Source organism: Leptolyngbya sp. 7M, assembly GCF_018128485.1.
In genome coordinates this window covers 2,507,136-2,532,151 of sequence record NZ_CP070897.1, presented here as the reverse complement: position 1 = coordinate 2,532,151, position 25,016 = coordinate 2,507,136, and the positions used below count along the sequence as shown (strand labels likewise).

General features: G+C 47.9%; 22 protein-coding genes. 7 read left to right on the top strand and 15 right to left on the bottom strand.

Features of this window, described 5'->3' with window-relative positions:
- Nucleotides 1-24: 24 nt before the first annotated feature.
- On the bottom strand, nucleotides 25-876 hold the full coding sequence (gene lpxC / locus JVX88_RS12205) for a UDP-3-O-acyl-N-acetylglucosamine deacetylase (RefSeq protein ID WP_211627549.1): 852 nt from the start codon (nucleotides 874-876) through the stop codon (nucleotides 25-27).
- 162 nt (nucleotides 877-1,038) lie between these two features.
- Between lpxC and JVX88_RS12200 the strand changes: the two genes are divergently transcribed.
- The 3 genes from JVX88_RS12200 (at nucleotide 1,039) to JVX88_RS12190 (ending at nucleotide 3,139) form a co-directional block, all read left to right on the top strand.
- Nucleotides 1,039-1,335, top strand: a complete 297-nt coding sequence (locus JVX88_RS12200) for a hypothetical protein (RefSeq protein ID WP_211627548.1) — start codon at nucleotides 1,039-1,041, stop codon at nucleotides 1,333-1,335.
- 532 nt (nucleotides 1,336-1,867) lie between these two features.
- Entirely contained in the window at nucleotides 1,868-2,386 is a 519-nt protein-coding gene (locus JVX88_RS12195; RefSeq protein ID WP_211627547.1) for a hypothetical protein, read from the top strand.
- A gap of 306 nt (nucleotides 2,387-2,692) precedes the next feature.
- Entirely contained in the window at nucleotides 2,693-3,139 is a 447-nt protein-coding gene (locus JVX88_RS12190) for a GNAT family N-acetyltransferase (RefSeq protein ID WP_225931392.1), read from the top strand.
- 625 nt (nucleotides 3,140-3,764) lie between these two features.
- Here JVX88_RS12190 and cofH read toward each other — a convergent pair.
- From cofH to JVX88_RS38315, 5 genes are all read right to left on the bottom strand, one after another.
- Nucleotides 3,765-4,952, bottom strand: a complete 1,188-nt coding sequence (cofH, locus tag JVX88_RS12185) for a 7,8-didemethyl-8-hydroxy-5-deazariboflavin synthase subunit CofH (protein ID WP_211627546.1) — start codon at nucleotides 4,950-4,952, stop codon at nucleotides 3,765-3,767.
- Between the two features lie 211 nt (nucleotides 4,953-5,163).
- A complete protein-coding gene (locus tag JVX88_RS12180) occupies nucleotides 5,164-5,430 on the bottom strand; it encodes a hypothetical protein (RefSeq protein ID WP_211627545.1) in 267 nt (88 codons plus the stop codon).
- A 70-nt stretch (nucleotides 5,431-5,500) separates the two neighbouring features.
- Complete coding sequence (locus JVX88_RS12175) at nucleotides 5,501-6,514, bottom strand: hypothetical protein (protein ID WP_211627544.1); 1,014 nt, start codon at nucleotides 6,512-6,514, stop codon at nucleotides 5,501-5,503.
- 71 nt (nucleotides 6,515-6,585) lie between these two features.
- The gene (locus tag JVX88_RS12170; RefSeq protein ID WP_211627543.1) at nucleotides 6,586-9,621 is read right to left on the bottom strand and encodes an SDR family NAD(P)-dependent oxidoreductase; all 3,036 of its coding nucleotides are present in this window, start codon (nucleotides 9,619-9,621) and stop codon (nucleotides 6,586-6,588) included.
- Between the two features lie 142 nt (nucleotides 9,622-9,763).
- Nucleotides 9,764-9,982 carry a phage integrase N-terminal SAM-like domain-containing protein gene (locus JVX88_RS38315; RefSeq protein WP_263975589.1) on the bottom strand — a complete coding sequence of 73 codons (219 nt, stop codon included), beginning with the start codon at nucleotides 9,980-9,982 and terminating at the stop codon, nucleotides 9,764-9,766.
- Between the two features lie 564 nt (nucleotides 9,983-10,546).
- On the opposite strand from JVX88_RS38315, the gene JVX88_RS12160 reads away from it, so the two are divergent.
- Together JVX88_RS12160 and JVX88_RS12155 are read left to right on the top strand one after the other, a co-directional pair.
- Entirely contained in the window at nucleotides 10,547-11,416 is an 870-nt protein-coding gene (locus JVX88_RS12160; RefSeq protein WP_211627541.1) for a S8 family serine peptidase, read from the top strand.
- A gap of 15 nt (nucleotides 11,417-11,431) precedes the next feature.
- Nucleotides 11,432-12,382, top strand: coding sequence for a hypothetical protein (locus JVX88_RS12155; protein ID WP_211627540.1), 951 nt, complete (start codon nucleotides 11,432-11,434; stop codon nucleotides 12,380-12,382).
- Between the two features lie 1,479 nt (nucleotides 12,383-13,861).
- Here the strand turns inward: JVX88_RS12155 and JVX88_RS12150 are convergent.
- A complete protein-coding gene (locus JVX88_RS12150; RefSeq protein WP_211627539.1) occupies nucleotides 13,862-14,743 on the bottom strand; it encodes a hypothetical protein in 882 nt (293 codons plus the stop codon).
- A gap of 94 nt (nucleotides 14,744-14,837) precedes the next feature.
- On the opposite strand from JVX88_RS12150, the gene JVX88_RS12145 reads away from it, so the two are divergent.
- Entirely contained in the window at nucleotides 14,838-15,740 is a 903-nt protein-coding gene (locus JVX88_RS12145; RefSeq protein ID WP_211627538.1) for a tetratricopeptide repeat protein, read from the top strand.
- On the opposite strand, the gene JVX88_RS12140 is transcribed toward JVX88_RS12145, so the two are convergent.
- The 8 genes from JVX88_RS12140 to JVX88_RS12105 all read right to left on the bottom strand — a co-directional run bounded on the left by JVX88_RS12140 (nucleotide 15,729) and on the right by JVX88_RS12105 (nucleotide 22,260).
- A complete protein-coding gene (locus JVX88_RS12140; protein ID WP_211627537.1) occupies nucleotides 15,729-16,895 on the bottom strand; it encodes an inositol-3-phosphate synthase in 1,167 nt (388 codons plus the stop codon). The genes JVX88_RS12145 and JVX88_RS12140 overlap by 12 nt on opposite strands.
- 64 nt (nucleotides 16,896-16,959) lie before the next feature.
- A complete protein-coding gene (locus JVX88_RS12135) occupies nucleotides 16,960-18,090 on the bottom strand; it encodes a class I adenylate-forming enzyme family protein (protein WP_211627536.1) in 1,131 nt (376 codons plus the stop codon).
- Nucleotides 18,041-18,223: a hypothetical protein gene (locus JVX88_RS12130; RefSeq protein WP_211627535.1), complete on the bottom strand. Its 183-nt coding sequence runs from the start codon at nucleotides 18,221-18,223 to the stop codon at nucleotides 18,041-18,043. The genes JVX88_RS12135 and JVX88_RS12130 overlap by 50 nt, the downstream gene beginning before the upstream one ends.
- Nucleotides 18,224-19,225: 1,002 nt before the next feature.
- Nucleotides 19,226-20,119, bottom strand: a complete 894-nt coding sequence (locus JVX88_RS40600; RefSeq protein ID WP_211627534.1) for an ABC transporter transmembrane domain-containing protein — start codon at nucleotides 20,117-20,119, stop codon at nucleotides 19,226-19,228.
- A gap of 238 nt (nucleotides 20,120-20,357) precedes the next feature.
- Nucleotides 20,358-20,678 (bottom strand): type II toxin-antitoxin system VapC family toxin, encoded by a 321-nt coding sequence (locus JVX88_RS12120; RefSeq protein ID WP_263975588.1) that lies wholly within the window; start codon nucleotides 20,676-20,678, stop codon nucleotides 20,358-20,360.
- A 218-nt stretch (nucleotides 20,679-20,896) separates the two neighbouring features.
- A complete protein-coding gene (locus tag JVX88_RS12115; RefSeq protein ID WP_211627533.1) occupies nucleotides 20,897-21,178 on the bottom strand; it encodes a hypothetical protein in 282 nt (93 codons plus the stop codon).
- Between the two features lie 53 nt (nucleotides 21,179-21,231).
- Nucleotides 21,232-21,600 (bottom strand): DUF1636 family protein, encoded by a 369-nt coding sequence (locus tag JVX88_RS12110; protein WP_211627532.1) that lies wholly within the window; start codon nucleotides 21,598-21,600, stop codon nucleotides 21,232-21,234.
- A 45-nt stretch (nucleotides 21,601-21,645) separates the two neighbouring features.
- Nucleotides 21,646-22,260 (bottom strand): iron-siderophore ABC transporter substrate-binding protein, encoded by a 615-nt coding sequence (locus tag JVX88_RS12105; protein ID WP_211627531.1) that lies wholly within the window; start codon nucleotides 22,258-22,260, stop codon nucleotides 21,646-21,648.
- 67 nt (nucleotides 22,261-22,327) lie between these two features.
- Here JVX88_RS12105 and JVX88_RS12100 point away from each other — a divergent pair, with 67 nt between their 5' ends.
- A complete protein-coding gene (locus tag JVX88_RS12100) occupies nucleotides 22,328-24,958 on the top strand; it encodes a glycosyltransferase (protein WP_211627530.1) in 2,631 nt (876 codons plus the stop codon).
- Nucleotides 24,959-25,016 lie beyond the last annotated feature (58 nt).

Genomic DNA, 25,016 nt, shown 5'->3' with positions numbered 1-25,016 from the left:
TATCTTACAGTAATATACCGCTGCCTATGGAGCCTCGACTATTTCCCACGCAGATTCGGTTTTTAATAGCTTACTCATCCATGCGGCGTGGACGGCGTGCCCGCTTTTCTCAGCAATGATCTTTCCCTTGAGCGGCATCCCGAGAAGTGCGACATCACCGATAATATCGAGTATCTTATGGCGAACGAATTCATCATCAAACCGTAGCGGGGTTTCGTTCAGCATACCCTCTTTTGTCAAAACAATTGCATTATCCAGCGAGCCACCCAGAGCAAGATTTGCCTTTCGCAGCATTTCTATCTCATGCTCAAAACCGAACGTCCGTGCTGACGCGATCTGTTGGCCGAACGACCCATTTTCCAGCACAAAATGGAATGCCTGCCTTTTAATGAATGGATGCGGAAAATCAATTACGCATTCGATCTCGAATTTCTCAGAAGGTTCAACTGACATTTTACGGCCATTATCCTCGTATTCGACACGTTCGACTACTTTCAAGATACGTCTCGGGGCATGCAGTTCCTGGAGGCCTGAATTTGCAAGAAGTTCCACCCAGTTTTCGCTGGAGCCATCGAGGATCGGGATCTCAATGTTGTCTAGCTCGATAAAACAGTTGTCGATCCCGAATCCACGAAGAGCCGAAAGCAAATGTTCGCAAGTCGAAAGTACAACGCCGCGTCGCATCAGTGTGGTCGCGTAACTGCAATGGGAAACATACTCTACCGATGCCGGGATCTCGAAATCATCAAGATCGGTGCGGACAAAGATATAGCCGGTATTCTCCGGCGCAGGTTTGAGTTGTAGATTGACCTCTACGCCAGTATGCAGGCCAACACCTTTCACATCTACGGGGTTCGCGATCGTAGTTTGGTTCATCGAACAGCATCCATATCAAAAGATATGCCGAAACATTAGCGGCAAAAAGTAAATAAAAAAAGGCGATCCAGGGAGGTTATTTAGCTTGGCTGTTGCATTACTGCCACCGAAATGTCGCATAATTTACTATTCGCTATTTACGCTTTACAATTAAAAGACGATATGGCAATTCAAACCGCGGGACAGAAGACCGCAAGATCTACAAAGATTAGGATCGAGAACAACTCGACAATCGACCTTCCGAAAGGTGCTGAAGAGCATATTCAGAAGGTTCTCGATTATGTGCCGATCGAGCACCTTCGAGGTCTCGAGCGGCTCAAACTTGTGGATTTTATCAATGATCCGCGTCTGAAGAATCTTGATGTCCCGATCAAGGGCGACCTGCCGGGGCTTTATCACCCAAAAGTTATGAACCAAAGTGCATGGATGGAAGTTTCCCGAGTAGGCAAATTCTGCTGATTAACCAATGATTAGCCGAAAGCACGATGGGTGGGGCGTGGAAGACCATGCCCCGCTTTTTTAGTTTTGGTATTGCTCTGTCCCCCCCTTTTTGATAGAAAGCTCTACTCGTTTGCCGAGGCTGGTATCTGTCTGAGGGTCAACCGATTGGGTGAGACTAAGGGGTGATGCGCACCGATGGCTAAATCCAGTACTCTGAGCGAAGTGTGGACGGCACTCTAGTTTGAGTAAGTTTCTTTTCTCGAAGAGTTGCAAAAAATCAACAACTTTCTGGAATCAGGTGAATTGCTTTTGTAGTCCTAGATTGTCGCCCTGTGGTTCCCCGACTAGTTCCCGACCAAGTACCAGCAACGCCGAGACAACAAACATGATTGCAACGATATATTACACGGGAGTGTAAAGTCTTTCCTGCAAGGGATAGGTGGAAACAACCTCTCCGGTAGAGTGAAGGTAGATATCAGCAGTTTTTGTCTGTTTAACGGTTTAATCAATTAATTTTTAGCAAAATTACTAGAAAAAGGAGGAAACTACGGTGTTGAAATCTAATCAGCGTGCATCCCTGCCGTGGCGTACTCTAGTCAAGCAGCTTCACAAGCCGATTGCAGGGCTATTTGTCGCCGCGGGTTTGGTCGCCGTTGGCGTCCCTGCCCCCGTTCAAAGTTCAGAAGCCGCCAATTCGGCCGAGCGCCCCAGTCTGGCAGACGGTGTTTATCTGTATGGGCAATCAGCCGAACCTAACACAGTTGGCTCTGAGTATATTGTGTTTGAGGTAAGCCAAGGCGAAGTCGTAGGTGGCTTTTATATGCCCAACTCCTCGTTTGATTGTTTCTATGGCACCGTACAGGCTGACCAACTGGCGCTGACCGTGATCGACAGCTACGAGCAAACTCGCCATCCCTACGCTGTGGCACTAGCATCTACAGGCGATGTGGCGTCTGCCGGCAACGAAACTGCTGCACCAGTCGGTTTGGAAGGCTATCAGCGGTTACCTCAACTCAGCGAAATTGATCAGCGTGTACTCTCTACCTGTAAGGCTGATCACAGTCGCTAGTGAGACAGTCTGACGAACTATTTGTTGAACTATTTGTTGATGGTGATTATAGACGCGAGGCTATGTTTCTGAAATAATCACCACACTGTAATCCAGTCGAGCTTCGTCCACTATTATGTTGGTTGAGTAGCCCGCTCAGGCGGGTTTTATCTATGTAGAACGCGGCTACTATTCAAGCAGTTGCTGCTTTGCGAGCCACAGCGCTTAGAATTTCATATTTAGAGTTGCGTAAATCAGCCTGCTCTTCCATTTGCCACAGTTTATTTCTAGCTCTTATTGGATCTATTTCTGATTCTTATTCCGTTAATGTCTTCAATTGTTCTCAAAGTACTGTCCTACTCTGAAGCAGCGACTGATATTAAAGCCATTCGTCAAGTTGTGTTTCAGGTTGAGCAGGGCGTTGATCCAACCCTTGACTTTGATGGACTCGATGAAACGTCCCAGCATATTGTTGCCTATCTTGACCAAAAGCCAATCGGCACTGCTCGGATTCGCTACTTAACAGACCAGCTTGCCAAGATTGAACGAGTTGCGGTGTTATCGGCCTATCGAGGGCAGGGAATCGGCAAGCAGATTATGGCAACTGCCATTGGTTTTCTAGATCAGCAGAATATGCCAGAGAGTAAAGTTCATGCCCAAAGCCATGCAGCGGCGTTTTATCAAAAGCTGGGCTTTCAGCAGCAGGGTGAAGCTTTTTATGAAGCCGACATTTTGCACATTGAAATGAGAAGATCCCATCCTGCGTTGCAATGAGTTTACAAAGAATAGTCAACCGCACCTGATTCACGACGTTTTTGCTGTTGTCTAGATTACTTTTTGCTGGCTACCTTAAAAAAATAAGGCTAATGGCTTTAAAGCTAACCAACGCAAGCGATTAAAGCCAATAAAGGCGATTTAAAATTTCCCTCTGCAAAGTTTTTTGCCCTTCACCTTATGTCGTTTGGCTTCATCTACACCTTTAGAGATAGGTATCAGTGCGGATTGATTTTAATAATTATTTTTGTATTCTGTTTATTAGAAACTCAACTTTTATTAAAGTTTTTCATAGTTCAGGATCACAGCTTAGGAAGACGGCTGATTCCTAGAATCGCGAGAAGCGGCAGTTCAATACTTAATCGAAACAGGAACAAATTGCTTGAGAAATTCGCTTGAGAACGATTTCGAGAAATTTACCTTTAAAACCCGTATGAACATTGACAATTGTTGCCCCTGCTGTTCCGAGCCGATGTTGCGTCATACTAGGCACGGTGGGTCTATCTACTGGTTTTGTCCGCATTGCTGGCAGGAAATGCCCAACCTGCTTTCCGAATTAGCAGATAGGAAGGCGTGCCACTCACTCGAATATCTGGTGAAGTAGGTTTGGTGTAGCGTCTGGGTATTACTGTCTATCCAACCCATTGATTAACCCATTTTGATTAACCCATTGATAAAGCGTGTCCCGCTGCTGAGCTGGTCGTCCCAGGGACTGAATGGCAGACCGGAGTTCACCAACTGTACGACAGGTTCCCCCTTGCGCCCCAGCCATCGTTGTAATGTGTTCTTCCATTAAGGTGCCGCCAATGTCATTACAGCCCCAGGTCAGCGCCGTGGTTGCTCCTGCTAGGCCCAACTTCACCCAGCTAGGCTGATGGTTGACAATCCAATTGCCTAGAAAAATGCGGGCGACAGCCATCAGCAGTAGGGCATCTGCCAACACGGGCTGGTCTCTGCCCACCCGATGCCGCAGCGGTTTGGGAGCGTCCTGTCCCACAAACGGCAACACAATAAATTCGGTGAAGCGTGCCGGATATTGCTGCTCGATCGCCTGTTGTTGAAGCGTGCGCAACCAACCAAGGTGCCGCATCTGCTGAGCTGATGTTTCGATGTGGCCAGAGAGCAGTGTGCTAGTGCTGGGCATGCCCAACCGATGAGCCGTGCTAACAATCTCTAGCCAGGTTGCCGTATTGATTTTCTCAGGGCAAAGGATTTTGCGCACCTGATCATCCAGCACCTCGGCAGCCGTTCCCGGCATCGACCCAACACCCGCCTGTTGTAACGCCGCAATTACTTCGGCATAGCTGAGCTGATCTTCTCTGGCGATAAACTGCACTTCCTGGGGCGAAAAGGCGTGTAGATGAAGCTGAGGAAAGGCAGATTTGATCGTTTGCACGAGCTGAGCATAATAGGCTAACGTACTGCCATTCCGCTTAGCCTGGGGGTTTAACCCACCCTGCATACAAATTTCTGTGGCTGCTTGCTGGACCGCTTCAGCCGTTTTTGCCAAAATCGTAGATTCATCGAGCCAGTAAGCACCTGCCTGTCCTGCATCCCGCCGAAAGGCACAAAAGCTGCAATGCTGTTCGCAAATGTTGGTGAAATTGATGTTGCGGTTGATCACATAAGTGACGACCTCACCGACTTGCCGTTGGCGTAGTTGGTCTGCGACAGCTCGAATGGCAGCAATCGCGCCTGGATCCTGTTGCTGAAGCAGCAGCTCTCCTTCGGCCTCAGATAAGTCCTCTCCAGCTAGGGCACGATTGAGTACCCTATCAACAGAAGCTAGCGAACGAATGGTTGATTGGGTCACAGCCCCAGCCTCACTTGATGTTTCTCAATGTCTCTCATTATGATGACGCGAATTCCATTGGCTGATAAGAAGCTCAGAGCATGAATTCGACAAGAACTTTTTGGCGGTAGCTGTGTCAATTCGGTGCATCCCCTTTATACTGCTTATACTCCTGCGGAAGGATTGAAGCTGCAATTTCAAAAAAGCAGTAAGATTTGCGTGGGTACTATCCCTAGCGGCCCCCAGCGGCAAGACTACCAAACGAACAACAGACTTTGTGAGAGTCCCAATCTATGGCTGCCTCCCGATTTGGTGATCCAAACCGACCTGCTTCATCCAAACCCACGTCTCTGGCTAGGCATTCAGTCAGCCAGCCAGTCAACCAGCCAGTTAGTCGTCCAGTCAAATCCCTTAGCCAGATGCCCGGCCCGGAACCACTAGCAGCGGAGCCGTATCGCAACCGCTTAGTGGCTCGACGAGCTGGCACACCAGCGGACACAATCGTGCATGCCTTCCGCCCTAAACAAAAGCCGCTCTGGTTGGTTCTGCTGATAAAACTTCAGCAAGGTTCATTTGGGAGTAGGGGGAAAAGACGATAATTCTAGAGATTCTGGTGAGGGAGCCTCTGTAAGAATCAGATGTCCAGCTTGATTGGCTTCCAGAAGGTTGATTGCCGCATAGCGCCGTTTAGCACCAACAGTCACAAACCAAGGTCGCGAGTACACAGGCGTGTAGAAGCAGCTAGCTTGCCAAGCGTCTAGATAGGAGGAAGCCAACTGCGGCATGGCCGGAATGTAACGGTAATACAAACAGAGCGCAGTTTTAATCAGGCTAGCAATCGGTGTGATCGGCGATGCTTCTGGGTTGACGCGAACTGTACCAACTGCGCAGGTTAGATCGCCTTCATTGGCTTTGTAGACATCCAGTAAGCTGGCGGTTTCTGCTGCGGCTTCGTCAGGTAGACCGCTATGCCACAGTTCAAGGTAGCCCACCGCTGCGGCTGTAATGTTTGCTTGTGCCAGAGATTGTTGACAGGATTGAGTGATCGCCTCAGATAGAGCCAATTTGGATGCAGACGTAAATTGAACTAAACTAGCTGCGTTAATGGTGGCGTAAATCCGGCTTTGTATCCGTTGAGCTGTCTCTAGTGTTGTAAGTACAATCGCAGCACTGCCGTTGCCAACCGCTCCCAATAGCACCACCTCGATAGCCTCAGACAACAGCACCTGGGCTATTTCTAGCTGCTCCAACAGGGTAGTGGCAGGAAGAGTTTGCTGAAGTATGATCGACGAATTGACCTGTTTGATCCAGCTGGTATCGCCGAGATTGGATACTATCGCAACGGGTGTGCTGGGTGGCAGTTGGGCGTTGCATAACGCCTCGATCAACCCTGAAGGTAGATGGCTCAAGTCACTACTGGGCAAGCACAAATCACCATCGGCAAGATTTGAGCTGAGCCGCCCTTGGTAAATCCTATGCTCAAATTCATCTAAGCTGCATCCACGCCAGCTAATACCCATACCGATGATGGCCAGTGAGCCGAAAGATTGATCCTGTTTTAAGTTCTGTCTAATGTACTGCACTCTTCACATCCATCCTTCACGGTATTAAACGGTAGTGAAACCTGATTAAACAGTCTGAACCTCCTTGGCTGTTACTGATGCTCAGACAGGGCCAGCAGTTTAGCTAGAGGCAGAATCACGCCTTTGGCCCCAAACAAACGGGAATAAACTCGTCCATCCCGATCATGAGTGACCATGTTAGCAATTACAGCAGTCCGATTTTTACTGATAATCTGGGCTGAAACATAAAACGGCTGATCGAATACAATTTCAGCAAATTGTTCATAGTCGGCTGCTTCAGAAGGAAGACACCCCTGTTGGTGAAAATGTTGGGTCCAGAGTAGCAGTGGCTGTAATTGAACATCGGCGATGTAAGGATTGAGTGATTGAACGGGGAATTGACCATAGTAGTGATTACTGAAGTTGGGCAATCTACATTCAACGGTGATGTGATCTGGACTGAAGTTTAACACCCGTTGGATACCTTGAAATGCGGGTCCGTGAAATAGGCCGGAAGTGCTGCTGTAGATAGCGGTATCTGGCAGCATTGCCGCACCTAGACTCAGGTTGAAGCAGCGGTGTAGAGGAGCATCGGGTAATTGCCGCACCAGAGTTAAATGGGTCCGAAAATGATATCGTTCTCTGCCGTTCTGGTGGCTGCGGATTTTGGCAAGGCACTGAATAGCCTCTGGCTGTTTTTCTACCTCTTCTAGTTCAAGCGTGTAGTTACCTACTTCTACTGGGTCCAAAATGATGCCCTTTAACACCTTGAAATCAGTTTGTTTGAAGAATTTGTAGCCTGGGTAGAGCTGTTCACAGGCGTTTGCCATCCAAGCCATAGCGCAGGTGGCTGGTAGAACCGGGTGCTGCTGGATCATGTGATCCAGCAAGAAGGGGTTATCAGCTACAGCTAAACGGCGCTGAATTTGATAGGTTTTGAGACCAGAATTGGGTTGCTGGGGCGGTCGTGGGAGTGGCCCCCCGATTACTATCTGAGTCGCTTTAGCGGCTGTTTGATTATGGGTCAATTCCGCAATGAAGTGCGCTGTACCCTGCTCAACTGAGATGGTTTTAACCTTGTGCTGTGCAAATAACCGCTTTAGTTCTGGTGTCACCATGCCGTTTTCCCACGGTCCCCAGTTGAACGCCACTACATGGCAGCCGGGGTGGTTTTGTTGAACCAAATGGGCAGTTTTGTTTAGAACTTCATTAGCGGCGGCATAGTCGGTTTGGCCAGCGTTGCCATAGAAGCCAACTACTGAGGAAAATAAGACGAGATACTCCAATTGCTCAACCGGGACACACCGCAATAAATTCTCTAACCCTTGAACTTTGACATCAAAGACAGTTGTAAAATCCTGCAATGTCTTCTTTTCAATTCGTTTATCGGCTAGGTTCCCAGCACCGTGAATGACACCTTTTACTGCGTTGATTTTCGCCCCTAGCGCCGCTTGTAATTCATTTTGTAGAGCTACTGAGTCGGTAATATCTACACTGATGTACTCTGCTCGTCCTCCAGCTTGCTCAATAGCTTGCAGTGTTTCGGTGATTGCTCGCTGAGCTTCAATCTGCTGGAAAATAGGCTGAATTTCAACTGGCGTGGCAGCTTTTCCAGCAATGGTCAGGTGCTGCATAATTTGCTGCTTCAGCGCAGCCCCCGTATACCCTTTAGCCCAGTCTGGCTCAGCAGTCAGGGGTGAGCGGCCTAGCAAAACAAATTGGCAGCTATAGGTTTGGGCTAGCTTAATCACACATTCAGCCGTAATCCCTTTTGCACCGCCGCTAACCAGAAAAATTGTATCTGGGTCAAGATTGCAGCCAGTATTTGAGCGATTGTTCCACTCGATAGTTGAGTCAGTTAAGTCAAGTGAATCCAGCTGTTGACAAACTAGAGTTGACCGTCCCTGGATGCTATAGCCTACTTCTGCTAACAGCCGGTTGGGATCATGTAGCTCAGCCAGGATGGCTGCGGTCATTTGCTCAGTTGTTAATTCAGGGCTAAGGTCAATGCTGCGGCACATCACTTGGTCCCATTCACGGCTGAGGGATTTGGTTAAACCCAGCAAGCCAGCATTCACGGGGTGGAATTCAGCGGTTGGGGATAGTCCTAGTTCTCCATCCAGATGCGTCACCGTAAAGAAGCCAGCAAAGCCTGCAGCAGCAGCTTGGGTCAGTGAGGGCTGCAAATATTTGGCAAGCAGGAAAACCTGCTGTAGGCAAGTCGTTATTCGAATGGTACACGGCTGCTTTGCCTGGTTATCCTGGTTGATATTGGCCAGATTAGCACTGGGATCAAGGTGAATCAAGACAGCAATGGCACCGTAACGTGCCTCGATCTTCTTCACCTGCTGGCAGAGATGATCTGCCGTCAAACTCGACAAGGAAACCCGCTCAATCGCTTTAGGCAACATCACCTGGCGTTTAACCAACGAATTAGGAAAACGCAGAACTACTACCTTCCAACCCTTCGCCTGTAGCGCTTCGGCTAATTGAACCGTCAGAGGCGAGCCATTATCGGTCAATAAGGTGACTGCACCCGGCGGTGGTGTTCGCTCGATCCAATCTGGTTTTGGCAGAAATTGCAGCTGGACGGCTCGACGTTTAATACTATGGTTTGCTTCTCTCTGAAGAGGGTCCATTTTGGCTTTTGGCGCGGTTTCTACTTGCGCTTCTGCCTGAATTCCTACCTTAGCTGGTTTGGCTGCGGATTGGTCAGGCCCAGATTCTGCGGGCGCAGATTGCTCAGGTATGGAATCCGCTGGTCTGAGTAAGGTAATTGCCTGGTTGAAGGTGCGGAGTTCCGCTAGGGTTTCGAGTTCGACCTGGGGCAGATCGGGATACAAGTCCTGGACCGCTCCCAAAATCTCGACTCGCTTGATTGAGTCGATGCCTAAATCCGCTTCGATGTCCATGTCCAGGTTGACTGCATTCAGCGGATACCCGGTTTTCTCGCTGATGATTCTTAGCAACGACTGGCGCAGGTCAGCCTCATTTGGTAGGTTAGGGGTTGAAGTATCGTCCCGGTAGACAGCCTTCGATTTCAAATTCACTGCCACACTCGCAGGATGATTGGGAGCGGCAATCTGCGCAGCCACCGAAGCCGACCCATTCACGAGCTGCGTTTGCATTTGAGATTCGAGCAGCGCGATCACCTGGTTGAAGGTGCGGAGTTCCGCTAGGGTTTCGAGTTCGACCTGGGGCAGATCTCACGGTGAGCACAGTTGGCAAGTAGCGGGAACGTTTTGCCCGTACTGTGTTTGATGAGAATTCTCAGTCTTGATGCAGCACATGGCGGTACAAAAACAGCAAAGCACTAAGCGCCTGGTTTTGAGTAGAAGCGGCAACGTTTCTCTCCCCTGCCAAGGACGTGAGAACGGCTGCAATGTCTTCAGCGCCCATTTCGTTGGGGTGTCTTCTGTTGTGGAAGAGGATATACCGTCGAGTCCAGCTCAGGTAGGATGGCTCCGTTCGATAGGAATAATGCTTCAGTCGGATGGCGTCTCGAACTTGGTCAAGCAGCTGTTTGGGGCGGGAGTCCAGGGCCAGTGTAAAGATGTAAAGCTAGAGCATATGTACTAAAATTACATTCAACACTCCGTGGAAATAATGAAGATTTTCTGAAACCGTCTGCATAACACCCTGCAACAGGGCTATTATGCAGACTAAGATCTGGCTAACTAGCCGATTTGGGCAAGATAGGCAGCCTCGGTGTTGCATAACACCCCGATAGAGGGAGATAGCCTGATTCAGGTCTGGATAACATCCCATTTAGGGTCGTTATACAGGCAATCTTCAGCCTAACACCCTCAGTGGAGGCGATATTCAACTCAAGATCTGGCTAATCACCTCATTTGGGGGTGTTAGGCAGAGTAAGGGGGGAGAAAGCAGTCTAAGTAATAGTTAACCCTCTAGGTTATCTGTGAGGCAGTAGCTTTAGTCCCTCTGTTCGGATTTAGTTTTCCAAAGGCAAGCTGTTGAGATCATTAATATTTGATGCCAAGAAATAATTACTGAAAAGCACATCTGTAGAATCATGAAATGAATCCCCTAGATTTGACCAAGCTCACACCCTTGATGAAACTCACTAGTGGTAGACCTGAAGTCGTAGTGGGGTTAATTGATGGTGCTGTTCTTCAGACACATGGCGAACTCGCAGAGTCAAATATTCGTGAGATTTCTGGGGGACGAAACAGTCAATGCGTGCAAGCTAGCAGTGCTGCCTGTATACATGGAACATTTGTAGCAGGTATCTTGTGTGGGAAGAGAACTTCCCTAGCTCCAGCAATCTGTTCCAATTGCACCTTGTTAGTGCGTCCTATTTTTGCCGAGACGACTCTTGGAAATGAGCAGATGCCCAGTGCATCTCCGACAGACTTAGCCACAGCAATCATTGAGAGCGTTGATGCAGGCGCACGGGTACTCAATATGAGCGTGGCGATCGCCCAACCCTCCTTGCAAGGTGAGCGAGAGCTACAGGAAGCATTGGACTATGCTTTACAACGTGGTGTTATTGCTGTTGCTGCATCAGGAAATCAGGGAACGCTGGGCAGTTCTGCCATTACCCGCCATCCCTGGGTGATTCCAGTTGTAGCTTGTGATTTGAAAGGAAAACCGATTCATTACTCCAACTTAGGAAACTCCATCGGTAGAAGGGGACTCAGTGCTCCCGGAGATCAGATTACCAGCCTGGGAACTCAAGATAAAACACTAACGTTAAGTGGGACAAGCTTTGCTGTTCCTTTCGTCACGGGTGCGATCGCGCTGTTGTGGTCAGAATTTCCAACCGCAGCGGCGGCTGAGATAAAACTCGCTGTCACTCAAAGCAATGGACTTCGACGAGCTACCGTTGTTCCCCCTTTGTTGGATGCTTGGGCAGCATATCAGGTTATGGCTAAGTCCAGTTCTTGCGGTAAAAAATCTTGAAGGAGAAATAATTGTATGGAGCAAACAGAATCTTCGATTAACCAGTCTATAGAGGTTAGCGACCCACCCGCGATCGCTTCGCAGACATCCTCGGTGTATGCCCCACCTATCGAACGTTTCACAAAAGCAACGCTTGTTCCTCAATCAGGGGCTGAACCATGTCCTACGTGCGGGGGGGCTTCAAATTCTCATTCCCCACCTTTCTATGTCTATGCACTGGGTAAAATTGATTGGCGCTTTCCCAAGCAATCGGTGGAGAAGGAATTTGCCCAGGCTACGGGAAGATCAGAAACTGCTGGGCAGACCGACCGAGAGGCGCTTCACACAGTCCTGTCTGAGCGACGAAACCGCTATCTTGTGCGTCAACTGTGCTGGGTACTGACTATTGAAGGACTGGAGACTTACATTCTGGTTCCACGCGATTCTGCGGACTTAGATCTACTGGTGGAAGCGGTTCGTCCTGCACCCAGTCCTTTAGATGTGGACATTGTTATTGGGATGCGAGGACCTATCGCGCCACCAGAACTGTGCAACGGTTTGATGTTACCGATCGTAGTGTTCGATCAGATTTATTCCTTCGATCGTAATGCTCTAATCAGTTCCATCCCTCGCGCAGAGACGACTGATGAAGCACAGTTCACACAAACCTGTGATGAAGTATTCAATCGCATTATGCAAATGGCTGATAACGCAGGTGCTACAGATGAGCATCGCGCTTTGAATTATTTAGCAGTTCGCTACCCCAGAATCTACGATATGACAGCCGAAGCTCATGGGCGGAGTTGTTCATTAACACGAGTAGAGGCACGTCCCTCACGTCTCAGCAGTACACGCAAAATCGTCGATGTCATCTTTGTCTACACTAACCGCAGCACTGATGTAACTGAGAAACATTTTGTTCGCGTAGATGTGACTGAGGAGTTCCCATTCCTCGTTACCAAGATGTCGCCTTACTACGATCGTTAACCTATCTAACTCTAAAGAAATAGGGAGGTAATTAACATGAACATGCCAGGATTCACCGCAGAATCATCTTTTTATGAGATGAGCAATCTTTACAGCGCAGCTATTCAGAGCGCCCATGCTAATGATTTTGTATATCCAGCACAAGTTCTGTTCTCGAACACACCTTTCATTCCATTGTGCTGGCGATATAGATGTTACCCCATGATCGGGGTGAATGGCGGAATAAGCTGGAAATGCGGCTGGTTTAAAATTTGCTAGTCACAGCCTTATATATCCAAGCTGTTTCTAGCGAGATAAGAAGGGTATTGTCACTAGATTCAAGTCCAATCAAAATTAACAATGACGCGTTTTGCACGAATTAAAAACGAGATCGTAAAATGAACCGAATACCAGAGTTTACTGCCGCATCATCACTATATAGGACTCGATCACATTATCGCCACACAATTTCAAGCAGCGTTGTGGTCATTCACGGGAACATAAGGCTTCAGCAGGATGTGTGCGAAAGCATTACGTGTCCTGATGGAAGTCAAAGCACAGGAAATTTTCCAGACTGCCATTGTCCTCCCCCAGAAATACCCGTAAGTCCTACTTGTGAGAGCGAAGCTATATGCCCTCCTGGCTTAGTTGGGTATGGCTCTTGGCCGGAATGTGCGTGTAAATACCCAGATCAGCCTAATCCTCCTCCGGGAGGGGGTGGTTCTCCAGAGCCTCCAACATATTATCCTGGTTTAGGAGGTGTGGATAACTGTAATGCTATGTTTACTTGCCCACCTCGAATGCTAATGGATGTAGATGAAAGTGGCACATGCGTATGCAAATGAAATGAATAGATGCGGATGTAACTAAAGATTTTCCGTATTTGGTCAAGAAGGTATCGCCCTAGCATGACCCTTGAATTTAATACATGGAAGAAGATTGCCCTATGGCTATGCCAGGATTTACCGCTGAAGAATCGCTTTATAGAACTAATGAGCGTTACTACTGTACACAAAGCAATTTGCTTGTAAATAGGCAAGTAGTGTTGTCAGTATCCTGCGAGTATTACGAGTTCGGTGGTGAGGTGTCGGTTTGTTGCTGCTCAGATGATTTTCTCCATTGCGAGTGTACAGGGATTGTGTGACTCCTTTATTAAATCTGAAAATAATTGAAGGTATAAATTATGAACATGCCAGGATTTACCGCTGAAGTGTCTCTTAATGAATTGAGAAGACACTATGCAATGACGACGAAGGACGCATTTTCAGGAAGCGGGCTGGTTATTGGGCAACAATTGAGTGGAGGGGTAGTTCCGAACCCATCCTATCTCAGTCTCGAAAATTGCTCCCCTTGCATTCGTTACTCAGATTCTAGAGTTACTTGTGATGTGATTAAGGTGAATCCTGCACTCGCTAGTAGAACGTATCTTGGTCAAGTGTCTTTACCGCAAAATTGCTCGGATTGCTGGGAACGATGCATCCTATAAAGCTGAAAGCTCTATCAAGCCACCAAAACTGAATTTGCTTTTAATGCTATTGCAACACCGTTCTTGCCGGTCGATTCTGCGACAAGCTGTTCCATCCATGAGCCAAGATCATAAACCGACGGCGAAGCCAGTATGGTCAATTTGTCGCGACCGGCTTTGTGGCAAAGACCGAGTATTAGACCAAGCAAAGCTCCGGGATTATTAAACGGAGCTTCGTTGCGGCATAGTTCCGCCATCATGTTCGCACGCTCAAGAAGCTGTCGTACATCCAAACCCATAACGGCCGCGGCCGTCATTCCGAACGGCGACAAAGCAGAAAAACGACCGCCAACTGTTGGCTCGCCAAAAATGATATGCCTGAAGCCGTCTTCGCGAGCGACCTGTTCCATCTTCGATCTCGGATCTGTTATCGCTATGAATTGTCTGCCCGGCTTATCGCTTATCTGCGCAACACGATCGAAGAAATACTGCTTGAAACAATTAGGCTCGAGCGTTGATCCGGACTTGCTGGCTACGATAAAGAGAGTCTCTGTAAGATCTAGCCGATCTTCTACCGCTTTGACCTGTGCGGGGACCGTCGAATCAAGAATGTGGAAATTCTTGATCTCGAACGTCTTCGCCAAGACCTCCGGACAAAGCGAAGAGCCGCCCATTCCCATTAACAAGATATCTTTGAAACCCGACTGTTCAATGTCGTTCCGCAGTGCGATATATTTATCGATCTCTTCTATCTCGCGGCCGATGATATCTAGCCAACCAAGCCATTTGTCCTCACCACGATTGGTCCAGATGGTCGCATCTTTTTGCCAGATGCGTGCCGTGCGATTATCGGAATGCCATTGTTCGGAAGTGGCATTCAACTCATTTTCGAGGTCAATAGGAAGCGAATAAGTCATCGAATTCTGCATTGGGATAAATTAGCATAAGTTACGGCTCGTACGCCTGTAGTGGATTCGTGCCTGACGTAGATTCAAAGTAGAATGGTCGAATATGAAGATCATCATTTCTTTCGCCTTTGTTGCGCTCTGTTTTTTCTCATCGGCCGCGGCCCAGCCTTGTTTGGACGCCGCAAAGGTCGTCCCTCCGACGATGTCGGAAGAAACGCGAAAGGTTTACTTAACAAAGCTTGCCGAGGCCGAGAAAGTTCATCTAGATAAGCCTAACGATGCCGATTCGATTATCTGGCTTGGCCGCCGAACTGCGTATCTCGGTGAGTACAAGAACGCGATCCGGATATTTTCGAGCGGGATCGTCTTGCATCCCAATGATGCAAGGCTTTATCGGCATCGGGGGCATCGCTACATAACCATTCGATGTTTCGACGATGCGATCAAAGACTTTGAAAAGGCCGCGGCTCTGGTAAAGGGCAAACCGGATGAGGTGGAGCCGGACGGCTTGCCGAACGCGAAGAATATACCAACCAGCACGCTGCAATCAAATATCTGGTATCACATTGGGCTGGCGTATTATCTGAAAGGCGACCTTTCGAACGCGATAAGAGCGTACGAGGAATGCCAAAAGGTCTCAAAGAACAATGATATGCGCGTTGCAACGACCTACTGGCACTATATGACGCTTCGGCGCGCCGGCAAGAAAAAGGACGCGGAAAAGATGCTGAAATCATTCAACACCAATCTCGAATTGATCGAGAATACGGATTATTTGAAACTCCTGAAACTAAACAAAGGCGAAGTTAAAGCCGAATATCTGCTCGCAACCATTCGCGGTGATGCTAACACACTTGGTTCAGCATCGCTTGGCTATGGCATCGGAAACTATTTCCTGTATAACGGTGATCGGGAAAAGGCTATTGCCACATTTCGCAAGATCCTTCAAGGAGATCAATGGGCGAGCTTTGGCTATATCGCGGCCGAAACCGACCTAGCGAGATAACCATTCGAGCAGCAGTTCTTCCTGCTTGTGAAAGGCATGTTCGGGTTTTTCTCTTTTGGTCATTGGAAGCTTAAAGAAAATGGATAGCTGCTCCTGAATGCCACCCTCCCCGCCTGCCTTTGCAAAATCCAAACAACGCGCGATCTCGATGGCGAGCGGTGCTGCAAGGATCGAATCCTTACATAGGAAATTCACCTTTATCTGCATCGTCTGCCCGAGAAATCCGCGGATGTCAATATTATCCCAAGCTTCTTTGTTATCGCCGCGGGGCCGGTAATAGCGTATATCAACGATGTGGTCTTCGACCTCATAACCCAACATATCATCAAGCACAGAACTCTTTGTCTTTACCTTCGAGGCAAGCGATTCTTCATTTGAAAGCGCGAGGCCGTCGCGGTTCCCAAGAATATTCGTCGAGTACCATCCATCGATATGAAGCGCACGGCTCCTGAGTGCCGGTGCGAGCACTGTCTTGATAAATGTTTGTCCGGTCTTGCCGTCCTTACCGGCGATTGGAACATTTTGCTGCTCTGCGAATTCGATCAAAGCCGGAATGTCGGCAGAAACCGACGGCGTAAAGTTGCCATAGGGTACGCCTTCAGAGATCGCGGCATACGCATATAACATTGCCGGAGAAATGGTTGGCGAATTCTCGTCCAATGCCTTTTCAAATTCGGCGAGAGTATCAAAGTCGTCCTTGCTGTCGGCGATCAGTTTCTCTGTTGAGGCGAGGTTTATGACGACAACTGAGTCACAGTTTTCTTTGAAACCTGCAAGATCCCGCCGGAGCTGTTCGATCGTTGCACGGTGACCTTTCCAGTCTATCTTGTTATATCCTTCGATAAGCGAGAGATAACGCTCATCGCCGATAGCCCGCCAGGGTTTGATACTTGATAGTTCCTCTTCAACGGCACGATGTTGTTTGTAGCTGAGAACCCCGTGGCCCTCCGCAGCTCTAGCGAGGTCATCAGGGAATAGATCCCAGCCGGCAAAGCTAATGTCGGTGTATTCCGCTAACCCAATGTCGGAACTCCCGCCAAGCGGAAGCCCATCCGCCCCGATTAGTCCCTTTTTAAGCAGTTCGATCCCTGCGGCCATCGTCGTTCCGACCGCTCCGCCTATCCCCACGACTGCTATACCTAATTTTCTGTTCATTCTTGTTAATTACAAGACAATTTTACACTCTAGTTTATAGCTTGCTTAAAGCTATAAGCTTTATTTACACATCTGGCAAATTGGGTCTTACGGATCTTGCCAATTCTCGTTTCAGGAGCTTGCCTGTCGGGCCCTTCGGAATGCTTTCAACAAAGTAAACACTTTTGGGGCATTTGTAGTCCGCCAGATGCTGTTTGCAGAAATCGATCATCTCACCTTTTTCAGCAGTAGATCCGGCTTTCAGGACGATGAAGGCCGCGACCTCTTCGCCGTACAGTTCATCAGGTATGCCGATGACCGCCGCGTGTTCGACCGCGGGATGACGATACAGCACGTCGTCGATCTCGCGGGGATAGATGTTTTCTCCGCCGCGGATTATCATGTCTGATTTTCTGTCAGCGATGTAATAGAAGCCGTCCGCATCGCGATAACCGATGTCGCCGGTGTGAAACCAACCGCCGCGAAACGCTTCTGCGGTTGCCTCGGGGTTTTTGAAATAGCCCTTGAATATATTCGGGCCGCGAAGCACGATCTCGCCGAGCTCGCCCGTCGCGACTTCGTTATCATCATCATCGACAATCTTCATCTCATTTCCGATCGGCAGCCCGCAAGAGCCGGGGCGGCGGTTCTTGTTTGGCGGATTGAAAGTCGAGCGGCAAGTCGATTCAGAAAGGCCGTAGCCTTCGATAACGAGCACGCCGAAAGTTTCTTCGAATTTTCTCAGGACCTCGACCGGCACCGGAGCAGAGCCGCACATAGCAAAACGAAGGGACGAGGGCCGAGAGGCAGGTGATGGAGCCGCCGGCTGATCTATGCTTGCTGACTGCTGACCGCTCAGCAACATAGAAAGCATCGTAGCGACCGAGCCAAACGAGGTTATCTGGTATTTTTCAATAATGCTCCAAAACCGCGAGGCGGAGAATTTCGGCGACACGACGGTCGAGCCGCCCGCATACAGAGCGGACATCGTCGTTACGGAAACTGCGTTCATGTGAAACAGAGGCATCATTGTCAATAAGCGGTCAGTGGGGCCAAAGCCCATCCAGTCCGCGATCTGGCGTGCGTTCGCGATGATGTTCCCGTGCGTGAGCAGGCAACCTTTCGGTTTTCCGGTGGTTCCCGATGTGTAAATGATGATGGCGTCGTCATCTGTTGAAACGTCGGCGTGAAAACCGTCCGAACCGGAGGGTGGCAAGGAAAGCATCCTGCTGGAGCGGAATCAGCTTGTCTTCGGGAGCCACAAGACGAACTGCAACCTGCTTGAGCTGGGGTGCCCAAACCGTAAACGCGCACTGACGATTGCCGAGGTAGCGAGAACCGATTTGCATAGGTTTACCTACAATAAGCTGCTATTAGAATTAATTTAACTTTTATTACACTATTGCGGCTGCTAATACATCTTCCTGCAGAACTATAGCTGTAGAACTATAGTTGTTCCTCATAATCAACAAGAGGAATTCAGGAAATACTGCATGGATGATCGAGAATCAGCAGCATTTCTAGCTGATCTTAAGTTAGATAAGTAGGTGAGCATAATTAAACATAAAACCCAAAACCCTGCGCCGCCCGCGGCGCAGGGTTTTGAATCTGGTTTTTAATTATGCCGAGGTATTTACAATCAGGATAAGTTTTCGGCTGAGAACGCTCAAAAGTTAAATAAAGATGTAAATAAGAGGATGACTGAGAAGTGATAAAGCTACTGGATTAGCTAGCTTTTCTGGGATACCCGTTAGGGTTTATTCTAGGACTTCCATTCCAGAACTCTTCAAACTTAGGAGGCAGGATCTGTTTGAGGTCTTTTCTGTCTTTTCAGCCATTCTCTAACTTATTTACTCTAGTTTTCCCTTCAACGAATAAACCCTTGATTCAGGTGGGAGAAGATTGGGGACAACCTTTACCTTGTCTGAAGGTGCTACAGATCGAGGGCGATCGCTTACGGCAGTTGAGTTATTGTTTTAACGGCGATTCTCGTTTCGAGAGGCTTCGCCAACGCTACCAGCTTGCCGATGGCCAGATCTTCAGCTTATCGCCTAATTATCTTTAATACAGAGAAGATTTATCTTTTGATTCACAAACTATGAGGTCAAGGTTTTATCATCACAACTGTATATCGGTATAAGTCTGAATTAGTTCATCAAATCTTCCTTCAGCCTCAACTCTGCCGTTTTCTAGCACAATGATATGGTCGGCTTGCTGCAAAACTGAACAACGGTGAGACACAATTAAGCAGGTTGGCATCCAGTTACGACGGGTAGTAGGGGATGACGTTTCCTTGTCTACTCCCCCTCCCCCACTTTCCCTGCTTTCTTTCACTGCAAGAATGACAGTCTCTAATCTATCCGGAATGGCAACCAAGTCTTGCTCAAAAACAGCTTGATGGAGGGCGGTCTGGAAAGCGGCGGGGGGTGCCATAGAGCAGCATCTGCCAGAGTAGTTTCCAGACAGAGATTTCTTTTGTTTTTGTATTGGTCATTTGTCATTTGTTCTTTCGATAAAGCAGTTTTTAACAACTGAGAGAAATAGGAATCAGGGTTCTTAGATAGGTTCTCGCGCTTGTTATATTCAATCGTCTGACCGTTTTCTAAAATCATGATTTGATCAGTTCGCTGTACTGTTTCTAAACGATGAGCGATAATGATTCCCGTGCGTCCCTCCAGCAACTTATCTACAGCATGTTCAATCAGCCGCATCAAGACCATTAGGGCGGTCAGGGCATACAGGGTCATGCTAAAACCTGCGAGCCAGTTTTCCCAGAACAGAGCAACCAGTACACCGAACAGCAGAATCATATTGCCCAGTACGTCGATCATAAATTGGGAGAAGAACCGCGAAAGGGCGTTCACATCCCCGTCGATTCGCTCCACTAATTCACCCGGAGTAATGGATTTGTGAAAGGATAAATCAAGATTGAGACAGTGTTCAGCTAGGTCAGCCCGTAGTTCATTGGTGGCAGTCCAAGCAACGTTTTCACTAAAGTAAGTGGCGGCAACGGCTAAGCCCTGAGTCGCCAATGCGACGATCATAAATAGAAAGGCTGCTCCAAACAAAGCTGACTGGGAACCTCCGGCAGTCGCGGTGTCAACAAAGTAACCGAGAATTTGGGGGCTGAGGACTTGCAACCCAATGCTGCCGAGCAAGGTAATAGTGAGCCAAGCGACGCGGACTGTTTGAGGTTTGAGATAATTTGCTAGCAGATAGCCATACTGTTTGAAAGGGATATTCATGGCTGAGATAATATTTGCCAAATTGGAACAGGGCTACGTTTGCAGCAGGATTTTCAAGCGAATCGAGTTTGTTTTAAGATTTCAGTTCTTCTAATTGCAGGATGTAGAATCAAAGCCTGTAGCTATTTGAATCGCTCAATGCTTATGGCACCTCAAGTTTTAGCGCATCCCTTACCAGCAGAACAGCGCGTGGTCTTAGAAGGCGTAAGCTGGCAGCAAAATGAAGGTTGAGTACTGGTTAATTATTTATGAGTAACAATGCCCGATAGCCTGCCTGCACGAAGTGTTCATCAGCAGTGACTGCTTCAGTTAGATTTTGCTCTTGCATGACTACAAACGAAATACAGTCTGTTAAACCCCAAGTTTTGTCAGCACGAGTACCGTAAAGTCGTAATGCTCGCTCTAACAATGCTGTATTGACCGGTACTACATGAATATTGGGAGTTTGATAACACGACTGAATGAATTCAACGGCTCCTGCTCGATTGACTGCGCTCAGCCCATTGCCTACTTCAATCAAAATAGCTTCTGTAACCCAAACTTCAGTTGCGGCTTCAATCTTATACCAATTTTTTGTGAAGCGGCTTATTATCAGACCCCTCCCAACCTCCCCTTACCAAGGGGAGGTGCCGTAGGCGGTGGGGTAAATTCTATGCAGCTTCACATGTAATTGGTATTAGGCAATAGAGCTAGTGCCTTAGCATGGTACTGGTCTCGGGAATTATAGAGAGCTTGAATAAAGACTGTATCAAGGAACAAACGTACTTTATTCATTGATCAAGGCTCTCGCTTCGGAGTCCCGTAAAGGTAGTGATCATGCTCTTTTGACCAGTCTTCTGGCATCTCTATGCTACCAGCCTGGGCACGTAAAACCGTCCAAGCATTTTTGAGTATCTCTGGTTGTCCTCCAGGTTCCTCAGTAGCCTGTTCTGTTTGAGCTGTTAATTTCTCATCAATCACGATGACGACCTGATGAGTGCCGGGTGGCAAGTCTGATGCCAATTCAATTGTTAGCTTGCCTTCAGGGTTAACTGTAGCGATGGTTTCTATGGTTCTCATCCTTAAGTTTCTCCTATTCCTGAAAGTTAACCTGACACAATACTCGCGGCTTTCTATACTGGCGGAACTTTAGCTACCTCCATTGATTGTAAACTCTCTGGAAACTGTTTCCAGGGAATATTGCCGTCTTTGCTGGCGAGGTAGAGTTGACCAAACTGAAGCAAGGCTTCTGCCTCAGTAGCAGGAACTTTGGTGAACAGGTAGGTGGCTTTGTCTGGGGCAGAAAAGGCAATTGAACAAGGACGTGAGCAAGTCCAGAAACAACCAACTTCGCGAATCTCTAACGCATCTCGATGCATCCAATCTTGATGTAAATTCAGCAATTGATTGAGTAAATTAGCTCCGTCAGCTTTCTCGTAATCAATGTCATCTGAGTGGACGGAGTTGCAGGATTTACAGACGAATAAGATGTGTCTTGACATGAGTATTAAACTATCTCTCTACTAAATATTTGAACAAGTCACCAATCACAGCATTAGCCGTAAGGATGCTGGAGCCAATCCAATAACTGGGCACTTCATAAACCTGTCCTTGCTGAAAAGCATTAAGCCGCTGCCAAAGTGGATCGGCTTTAAGTTTGGCAATTTAGTTTGCACCTCTTGCTGAACTTGCCCCAACTCACTGCTCCACAGAAAAATAACGTCGCCATCGGCAAGGTGGAGAGTTTCTTTGGAAACATCTAGCTGTCCAAGCTGATTTTGTACGGATGGACGAGCCAATCCAGCATCATCCAGGATCGAACCGATAAAGCTGTCGCTGGTATAAATTGAGATAGTATTGGGATAAATCCGAATCACAGAAACTTCAAGCGGTTGAGATCGAGAATTTATTTGCGTTTTGAGGTTTTCCAAACGATCGCTATAAGCCGCCATTAGCCCAGTTGCGGGATCTGTCCTACCCAACGTTTCTGCATTATGCATCAGGATATCTTTCCACTGCCTGCTGCTTTCAAAGTTAAATAGAATAGTAGGAGCAATTTGCGTAAGCTGCTGGTAAACTCTCTCAGCTTCAGTAAGCCCCAAAATGAGGTCAGGTTTGAGGGAGAGAATTTTTTCCAAGTTGGGTTGTGAGGTGTACCCCATTGTCTAGACAGTTTTAGTCAAACTTTAAGATAGAATCTTTTTTGGTTCCCTCCAAACGCAACCAACCTTGGCTGAGGCCGCTTTTGGCCTGGGTCAGGTTCTGTCTCAGCAAGGGCACACTAAAATTGCCCTTAGCTACTACCGCCAAGCGCTGCACCAGACGCAGAATCACCAACTCTGCCTTCAGCTAGGAGATGCCTTCAGCGATCTTGAACAATGGCAAGATGCGCTGCTGTGTTATCAGCATGTGGTGCAGACCGTTTCTGATCACGTTGAAGCAATGGCTGGGTTACAGCAATGCTGCATCCAACTCGAACAATGGCAAGATGCTTCGGAGTATAGCCAACGACTCGTGTCACTCCAGCCTTCAGCCCAGAACTGGCACCAGTTAGGCGATGTTTTCAGTCGGCTACACCGTTGGTTTGACGCTGTAGATGCCTATCAACAAGCGATTGTGTTGGATCCAAATTTTGCTTGGTCACACAACAACTTGGGAGATGTCTTACTTCAGTTGGAACAGTGGCAGCAAGCCGCAAACGCTTATACCACGGCTATTACCCTCAATCCCAATTTTGCTTGGTCGCATTTTAACTTGGGCGAGGCTTGGTCGCACCTAGAAGCGTGGGATGCTGCCATTGAAAGCTACCGCATGGCCCTGAAACTACAGCCCGACTTACCCCATGTTCCAGCCCGGCTAGCCCATGCGCTGCAACAACGTGCTGCTGACGATCGCGCCAGTGCCCTCAGGTTTTATCGGCAGGCGATTCAGCAACAGCCCCATGAGCCAGAAAACTATCACAAAGCGTTGGAGCTGCAACCCGATGCTGTCGAATTGTACTTGGGCTTAACGGAGTCCTTGCTAATTCATGACCGTTTGGATGAGGCGCTGGTTTGCTGTCAAATTGCTCGCCAACTCCAGCCTGATAATGCCGAAATTATCGCTAAGCTCAAGCAAATTTTGCAGCAGCAGGAACAGGTCCGCCAGCCTCGAATTAGTAATGATGCCGACTATGAGCGTTGGTTAGAGCAGCACAACCCCACTGCAGCAGATCTGCGGCGCATGGCAGAGGTCGCGGTCACTTTCACCTACCAGCCGCTGATCAGCATTCTAATGCCGGTCTACAACACGCCAGAGCCATTTTTGCAGGCTGCCATACAATCGGTGCTTGATCAGGTTTATCAGAATTGGGAATTGTGCATTGCTGATGACGCCTCATCCGAATCGCATGTCCGGGCTATCCTCAACAGCTATGCCTCCCAGGATTCGCGCATCAAAGTCGCTTTTCGGGATCAGAACGGCCATATCTCTGCTGCTTCTAACACGGCCCTATCTCAAGCAGAAGGCGAATATATTGCCCTCCTCGATCACGATGATGTATTAGCGCCGGAAGCACTTTACGAAATGGTTGCTTTGTTGAATCAACATCCTGAGGCAGATATGATCTACTCGGATGAGGACAAACTAGATTCGCAAGGCCATCGTACCCATCCGTTCTTCAAACCTGATTGGTGTCCCGATTCCTTCCTTTCCCGCATGTATACCTGCCATTTGGGGCTGTATCGCCGCCATTTGGTAGAGCGTGTAGGTGGATTCCGGGTTGGTTATGAAGGCAGCCAGGATTATGATCTGGTGTTGCGTCTGACTGAACAAACGAATCATATCTTTCATATTCCTAAAGTGCTATATCACTGGCGGATGCACTCATCTTCAACAGCCAGCGATCAAACGGTTAAATCCTATGCAGAGCTTGCCGCGAAACGCGCCATCTTGAATGCCTGTAGCCGAAGAGGAGAGCTGGCCAGAGCAGTAATTACCCAGCCAGAGTTTCCAGGTGTGTATATTGTTAGATATCAAATTACCGACTACAGACCTGTCAGCATCATTATTCCAACTCGTAATCATGCAGAAATGCTCGATCGCTGCCTACAATCGATTTTTCAAAAGAGCAATTATCCAAATTATGAAGTGATTTTGATTGACAATGGCAGTGATGAATTGTCTACGTTCAACGTTATTAATCGATGGAAACGATATGAACCAGAACGATTCGTCTGCTATTCTCTTAATATTCCGTTCAACTACTCCAAGCTCAACAATTATGCATTCTCTAAAGCTAGAGGAGACTATCTCTTATTTTTGAATAATGACACTGAAGTAATTACTGATGACTGGATCGAAGCAATGGTAGAACAGGTGCAACGGCCATCAATCGGTGTAGTTGGAACGCAACTACTCTATCCAGATCATACGATTCAACATGCAGGGGTGATTCTTGGTATTGGTGGGATTGCAGGACATAGTCATAAATATTTCTCTGCCGATCATCCCGGCTATTTCTCCCAGATTGCCTCTGTTAACAATTATTCCGCTCTGACTGCTGCTTGTATTATGTGCCGTCGCAGCCTCTTCGAGCAAGTTGAAGGATTTGATGAAACGCTGGCTGTTGCCTTCAATGATGTTGATTTGTGCCTACGAATTAAACAGTTGGGATACCAAAATATCTATCTTCCCCATGTTCAGCTTTATCATCATGAATCTAAAAGCCGAGGGCTAGAGGATACATTAGAAAAACAGCACCGTTTCAGGCAAGAAATAGCGACAATGCACAAACGATGGAAGCATCTGCTATTGCAAGACCCATGCTATAGTCCCCATCTAACTTTGAAGCGAGAAGATTATAGCTTGAGGCTTGAGTAGTTAAGCAATGATTCGATGCAACAGATAAAACAATTTAGCCAAATTATCTGCCACTGAT

Excerpts from the sequence above, each read along its gene's own strand:
- JVX88_RS12150 (WP_211627539.1), bottom strand. The coding sequence starts at position 14,743 with ATGACTTATTCGCTTCCTATTGACCTCGAAAATGAGTTGAATGCCACT.
- lpxC (WP_211627549.1), bottom strand. The coding sequence starts at position 876 with ATGAACCAAACTACGATCGCGAACCCCGTAGATGTGAAAGGTGTTGGC.
- JVX88_RS12110 (WP_211627532.1), bottom strand. The coding sequence starts at position 21,600 with ATGTCAAGACACATCTTATTCGTCTGTAAATCCTGCAACTCCGTCCAC.
- JVX88_RS12105 (WP_211627531.1), bottom strand. The coding sequence starts at position 22,260 with ATGGGGTACACCTCACAACCCAACTTGGAAAAAATTCTCTCCCTCAAA.
- JVX88_RS12155 (WP_211627540.1), top strand. The coding sequence starts at position 11,432 with ATGGAGCAAACAGAATCTTCGATTAACCAGTCTATAGAGGTTAGCGAC.
- JVX88_RS12170 (WP_211627543.1), bottom strand. The coding sequence starts at position 9,621 with ATGCAAACGCAGCTCGTGAATGGGTCGGCTTCGGTGGCTGCGCAGATT.
- JVX88_RS12190 (WP_225931392.1), top strand. The coding sequence starts at position 2,693 with ATGTCTTCAATTGTTCTCAAAGTACTGTCCTACTCTGAAGCAGCGACT.
- JVX88_RS12145 (WP_211627538.1), top strand. The coding sequence starts at position 14,838 with ATGAAGATCATCATTTCTTTCGCCTTTGTTGCGCTCTGTTTTTTCTCA.
- JVX88_RS12130 (WP_211627535.1), bottom strand. The coding sequence starts at position 18,223 with ATGCAAATCGGTTCTCGCTACCTCGGCAATCGTCAGTGCGCGTTTACG.
- JVX88_RS40600 (WP_211627534.1), bottom strand. The coding sequence starts at position 20,119 with ATGAATATCCCTTTCAAACAGTATGGCTATCTGCTAGCAAATTATCTC.
- JVX88_RS12115 (WP_211627533.1), bottom strand. The coding sequence starts at position 21,178 with ATGAGAACCATAGAAACCATCGCTACAGTTAACCCTGAAGGCAAGCTA.
- JVX88_RS12200 (WP_211627548.1), top strand. The coding sequence starts at position 1,039 with ATGGCAATTCAAACCGCGGGACAGAAGACCGCAAGATCTACAAAGATT.
- JVX88_RS12140 (WP_211627537.1), bottom strand. The coding sequence starts at position 16,895 with ATGAACAGAAAATTAGGTATAGCAGTCGTGGGGATAGGCGGAGCGGTC.